The sequence below is a fragment of the Oligoflexus sp. genome, assembly GCF_035638955.1.
Lineage (GTDB): Bacteria > Bdellovibrionota_B > Oligoflexia > Oligoflexales > Oligoflexaceae > Oligoflexus.
The window spans coordinates 1-4,462 of the sequence record NZ_DASQYZ010000377.1 but is presented as its reverse complement, the minus strand read 5'-3'; the positions used below and the strand labels follow the sequence as shown (position 1 = coordinate 4,462).

At 47.9% G+C, this 4,462-nt stretch carries 5 protein-coding genes and 2 pseudogenes; 3 read left to right on the top strand and 4 right to left on the bottom strand.

What is annotated here, in order from left to right; translation table 11 throughout:
* Together VE954_RS32760 and VE954_RS32755 are read right to left on the bottom strand one after the other, a co-directional pair.
* Window positions 1-589 (bottom strand): IS6 family transposase (locus VE954_RS32760; protein ID WP_324960970.1); only part of this gene is annotated, 589 nt, incomplete at its 3' end.
* A gap of 691 nt (window positions 590-1,280) precedes the next feature.
* Complete coding sequence (locus VE954_RS32755) at window positions 1,281-2,099, bottom strand: hypothetical protein (protein ID WP_324960968.1); 819 nt, start codon at window positions 2,097-2,099, stop codon at window positions 1,281-1,283.
* A 379-nt stretch (window positions 2,100-2,478) separates the two neighbouring features.
* Here VE954_RS32755 and VE954_RS32750 point away from each other — a divergent pair, with 379 nt between their 5' ends.
* From VE954_RS32750 to VE954_RS32740, 3 genes are all read left to right on the top strand, one after another.
* On the top strand, window positions 2,479-2,748 hold the full coding sequence (locus VE954_RS32750; RefSeq protein ID WP_324960966.1) for a hypothetical protein: 270 nt from the start codon (window positions 2,479-2,481) through the stop codon (window positions 2,746-2,748).
* A complete protein-coding gene (locus tag VE954_RS32745) occupies window positions 2,741-3,091 on the top strand; it encodes a hypothetical protein (RefSeq protein ID WP_324960963.1) in 351 nt (116 codons plus the stop codon). Before VE954_RS32750 ends, VE954_RS32745 begins: the two co-directional genes overlap by 8 nt.
* A 65-nt stretch (window positions 3,092-3,156) precedes the next feature.
* Complete coding sequence (locus tag VE954_RS32740) at window positions 3,157-3,852, top strand: type 1 glutamine amidotransferase domain-containing protein (RefSeq protein WP_324960961.1); 696 nt, start codon at window positions 3,157-3,159, stop codon at window positions 3,850-3,852.
* A 26-nt stretch (window positions 3,853-3,878) separates the two neighbouring features.
* On the opposite strand, the pseudogene VE954_RS32735 reads toward VE954_RS32740, so the two are convergent.
* Window positions 3,879-3,992: pseudogene (locus tag VE954_RS32735) on the bottom strand (DDE-type integrase/transposase/recombinase); the annotation flags it as partial.
* Between the two features lie 16 nt (window positions 3,993-4,008).
* Window positions 4,009-4,462, bottom strand: a pseudogene (locus VE954_RS32730) (IS5/IS1182 family transposase); the annotation flags it as partial.

Sequence of the window (4,462 nt, the reverse complement as noted above, 5' to 3'; positions counted from 1 at the left end):
CAAAGCCACCAATTGTAATCCTTGCAGTTCGAAACCTCCCAAAGCCCAAGGTGGCTCTGCATAGCTGCTTGATGGGCCTATGGTCCTGCTCGATAATGTTGTTCAAATATTTGTTCTGACGAATTTCGATATCGGCTCCAGCGTCGTCGTTATAGTCATTGATCCCAGCAGTGTTGGCTCCACTTTTGTCGATATTGATCTTTATCGGTTCATCGTTTGACTTGACTGCCTTGCACAGGAAACGTTTTGCGGCTTTCCGGTCGCGCTTTGCTGTCAGCAAATAGTCCACGGTATCGCCTTCCTTATCCACGGCCCGGTAGAGGTATTTCCACTGGCCTTTGACCTTGATATACGTCTCGTCCAGGCACCAGCTTTTGCCTGAAGGCCGCTTAAGGCGCCGCACAGCCTTTTCCAGCCCTGGCGTGAACTTGATGACCCAGCGGTAAATGGTGCTGTGGTCAACTTCAAGCCCGCGCTCTGCGGCCATCTCCATGAGATCCCTGTAACTCAGCTTATAGGAGAGATACCAGCGGACATGGAGCATGATGATCTGACGCTCGAAACAATGTCCTTTGATGTCAAAAAGCATGAGCCAGCCTCCCGAGGTTTCCCGCAGGATACCACGGGCTTACCCAGGCGCAACACAACCAGCCAGGACAGGCAATCCCTACAATCTTATGCATGGGCGACTACCGTACGTGAAGTTATGATTTCCGGAGGTAGCAGTGAGGCGTGAGCGGATAGAAGCTACGGTGACTAGGTTTGTAAGGATTGTCGGTGTTGACCACACTGCCATTTTCAGAACCATAAAGGATGGTGTCAGGCAAAAAATAAATTATCAATGTGAACGGAAAGACCAGAATTGCAGTTTGCGACGGCCATATTAAATGGATGCTTGGAAAGGATGAGCGCAAGGTGCATCACATGAAGGGCCCAGGCCCCCTCATGCGCTTCGATCCCCGGGTATTATGTTTCGCGAGGTTTTTGTTGAGATGAACCGGCACTGTTCGGCGATCATGAAGCAGATGGATTACTAACGATTCTGCAGTGAACTGAACGCCCATGGCGAAATTTGCAGCGCATGCAAGCAAATGCCTTCCAAGCTGAATCCAAAAAACGTCACAAGTCGAGTTTAGAGTCAACGATCAGCGACCCCGTAATGTTTTGTGGATCGATTGGCAAAGGGGTTGATTGTTGTTCTCAAGCCCAGCAAGTTTCGTGAAAATCAGATCCGCATTTACCGTGATCACTCATATTACTGAATAGAAGAGTTTTCGACTTCACAAAACCATCCTCTCCAAGGCATTTGATAGAGAAGCCTTGTTCCCTGCGCTAAGAACAAGTAATCCAATATCAGGATCGATATCCACAGCGACCTGAACTTTTGCTATAAAAAGTGAAAGAAGATAGTTGAGATTGGGATCCATAGCAAAGCCGCTCATTCTTCTCTGTTGGCCCACACCGATTCCGTGTTTTGCTAGCTCGACCTTAAGCCGCTCATTCTCGATTATAAGTGTCCTGCGTTCGCACCGTATCCTGTCGATGGAATCAGATGATTTCAAGTCCCTTAGTTCCTGAGCCAGGCCTTGATTCCTCTCGGTTTCCTGGATCAGTCTCAGCCGATATTCCTCTGTTCGAGCTTCATTCCCTCGAATGGCCCCAGGACGTTTTCTGCCTTTCACCAGGGCACGAATGGTAGCAACCAGAGAATGCTTTTTATGCTTGCCCCTGGGGTCCCCGCCCCGAACATCTGAATACGATTGATTGGCAAGCTTCACGATTGTGCCGGCCGACACTTCCGGATTTTCCTCGATCAGCCTTGAGGCCTCGATCGGCCACCGACGTGCTACTTTCTGATAGCGGCTGACGTCCTGCTTTGAAATTCTCAACTCGTCTGCCACAGCTTTTTGTGAACGGCCGTCATCAATCGCTGCCGATATGATGCGAGCGTTCGCAAAATACTGCATGCAGGTTCGGGGTCTTGGCTGAAATCCGTCCATCCACCTCACTGTGCTTGCCGGTTCGGGCGCGAGCACAGATAGATCGATCTCTTCGTCATGATCATATTGAAGCAGTTCGGCAAGCTTATTGAGATCCATGGAACCCTCGTCCGGTGGGAATCCAAATTGGACAAACGATCTTTATTTCAATGATTCAGGATAGAAAGCCTCACCCTAAAAGTCAAATAATTCATGCTACCAGAAAATGTGCAAGGAATGCACATATAGGTCATAATGGCGCTATCCCTCCAGAGCGCCTGGGCTCCATGACTTTCACGGTGTGATGCCCATATTGTTCAATGGTTTTAAAATGATATCCAAAATACTACTGTATTATGATCGCTTATTTTTTAAGCAATCAGGGTTAGGTTGACCCCTGTTGGCCATTATGGTATTGATCCATTCAGGATAATTTCCTTAAAGGAAGAATAGATTTCTTCCGATAGGATAAGTTGAAACTCACAGGGAGGACATGCCCATGACATCCGTGAAAAAAGTGGATCCGCAGGGCCGCCTCACCATTCCCGAACTCTCAGGGGCCCAGGTGATCATCGAGGCTATTAGTGAGCATGAGTTCCGCGTGCGCCGTGTTGAGGTGATTCCCGCCGAGGAAGCCTGGCTCTTCAGGAACCCGACCGCAACTGCTGCAGTGCAGGCTGGTCTTGCGGATGCGATCGCCGGGATGTTCTCGGATGATCCGCGTATTGGCAAGGACTATAGTTGGCTGGATGATGTAGAAGATGAGTGATTTTACCCTCAAGTGGACCCCAACGGCGCGGCAGACTTTTGTTGATCTTGAACAGCGGGCACTTCAGGCGTATGAAACCAGACACAAGACTGGCAAAAGTCAGTCGGCTGTTGAAGGTTTATTTAAGCAGATCAAGAAAACGGTGGATCTTCTGGCGACAAATCCCAGGCATCCCGGCTTGAAAACGCATGAATACTCGTCCATCCCCAATCCTCTCCGGAAAGGGGAAAAGGTGTTTGAGGCCTATGCTCAGAATAAAACTCCAGGAGCCTACCGGGTTTTTTGGTGCTACGGTCCTGACAAGTCAGAGATCACCATCATTGCCATCACTCCCCACCCATGAGCAGACTTGATGCTGAAGAAAATCCAGGGGCCCTGGGCGAAAGACAATCAAAAAGAAAGTGAACTATGAAAACCGGTAAGATATTAGTAATTGTAACTAACCATTCTCTATATCCTAATAGAACCGATACAACCGGACTTTGGGTTACTGAACTCACCCATTTTTATGACATTATGAATGAGGCTGGATTTGAGATGGATTTTGCAAGTCCCTTAGGTGGCAAGACTCCCTTGGATGAGCGGAGTCAAAGTTGGATGTATATGGATGCAGCTGCGAAAGGTCATCTAAAAGATCGATATTTTATGGATAAAATTAATAATACAAAATCGGCTTCTGAAGTGAACTCAGCCGAGTACTTTGCAATTTATTTTACTGGAGGTCACGGAACCATGTGGGACTTCCGTACCAGTCCTGATTTGAAAAAAGTTGCAGAGCAGATTTATAATCAAGGTGGTTACGTTACTTCTGTATGTCACGGTGCAGCTGGCTTGCTTAGCCTAACTCGTCCTGATGGAAAACCTTTGATCGCTGGTAAAAAAGTAACTGGCTTTTCAAATACTGAAGAATGGCTTGCCGGGTTGAAAAATGAAGTACCCTTTCTTCTGCAAGATGAACTTAAAACTTTGGGAGCAAAATACCAAAAATCTTTCTTCCCGTTTTCGTCATATGCAGTGGTTGATGGCCGCCTTGTCACAGGGCAAAATCCGAATTCAGGTAAAGCGGTTGCCCAAGCGCTATTGAATGCGGTTAAAGGAAATTAAGGTGCTGTTGCAAAACACCAGAGATTGCCGGCAATCGTTTTCGCGGCCGACATGAAGGTTTTAAAGCCCAGCATGGACCTTGTCCTTTGCCGGACCCGCCTGTGATCCTGCTCCACAATGTTGTTGAGATATTTCGTCTGCCCTGAAAAAGTTTGATCAGGCCATGGAGGGTCCAGAATGCAGGGAATGGTTGAGGCCCAGAAGAAAGCAAAATCGTTCAAAAATGCGTTTTATGCCCACGTAAACGATGGCCATCAACTTTCTAAGGTTGAAGCCTGCTCCGGACATGACGGCGTTGATTCCATCGCCTTTTGCACCCAAAAGATGGTTTCGACCGAGTCTGTGATCGTGCTTCATATGCCCAATAACGGGTTCGATGCTTGATCGGCGTTTAATGTTCGGCGGTGGATTCTTTGCCTTGCCGGCGATATAGGCCTTTGATCCCCATATCAAACCGTCAAAGCCTTTATACCCCTGGTCCAGATAGACTTCCTCCGGCCAGAGATTATGAAGATTTTTGATCATCCAGAGTGTATCAGAGAGGGTGTGGCCGTCATAGGGATTTCCCTGAAAGGATTGAACAGCAAGCACCCAACAGGACTTTGCTGTG

Bases quoted from the DNA above. Each gene is read 5' to 3' on its own strand.
- VE954_RS32755 (WP_324960968.1), bottom strand. From the start codon at position 2,099: ATGGATCTCAATAAGCTTGCCGAACTGCTTCAATATGATCATGACGAA.
- VE954_RS32750 (WP_324960966.1), top strand. From the start codon at position 2,479: ATGACATCCGTGAAAAAAGTGGATCCGCAGGGCCGCCTCACCATTCCC.
- VE954_RS32745 (WP_324960963.1), top strand. From the start codon at position 2,741: ATGAGTGATTTTACCCTCAAGTGGACCCCAACGGCGCGGCAGACTTTT.
- VE954_RS32740 (WP_324960961.1), top strand. From the start codon at position 3,157: ATGAAAACCGGTAAGATATTAGTAATTGTAACTAACCATTCTCTATAT.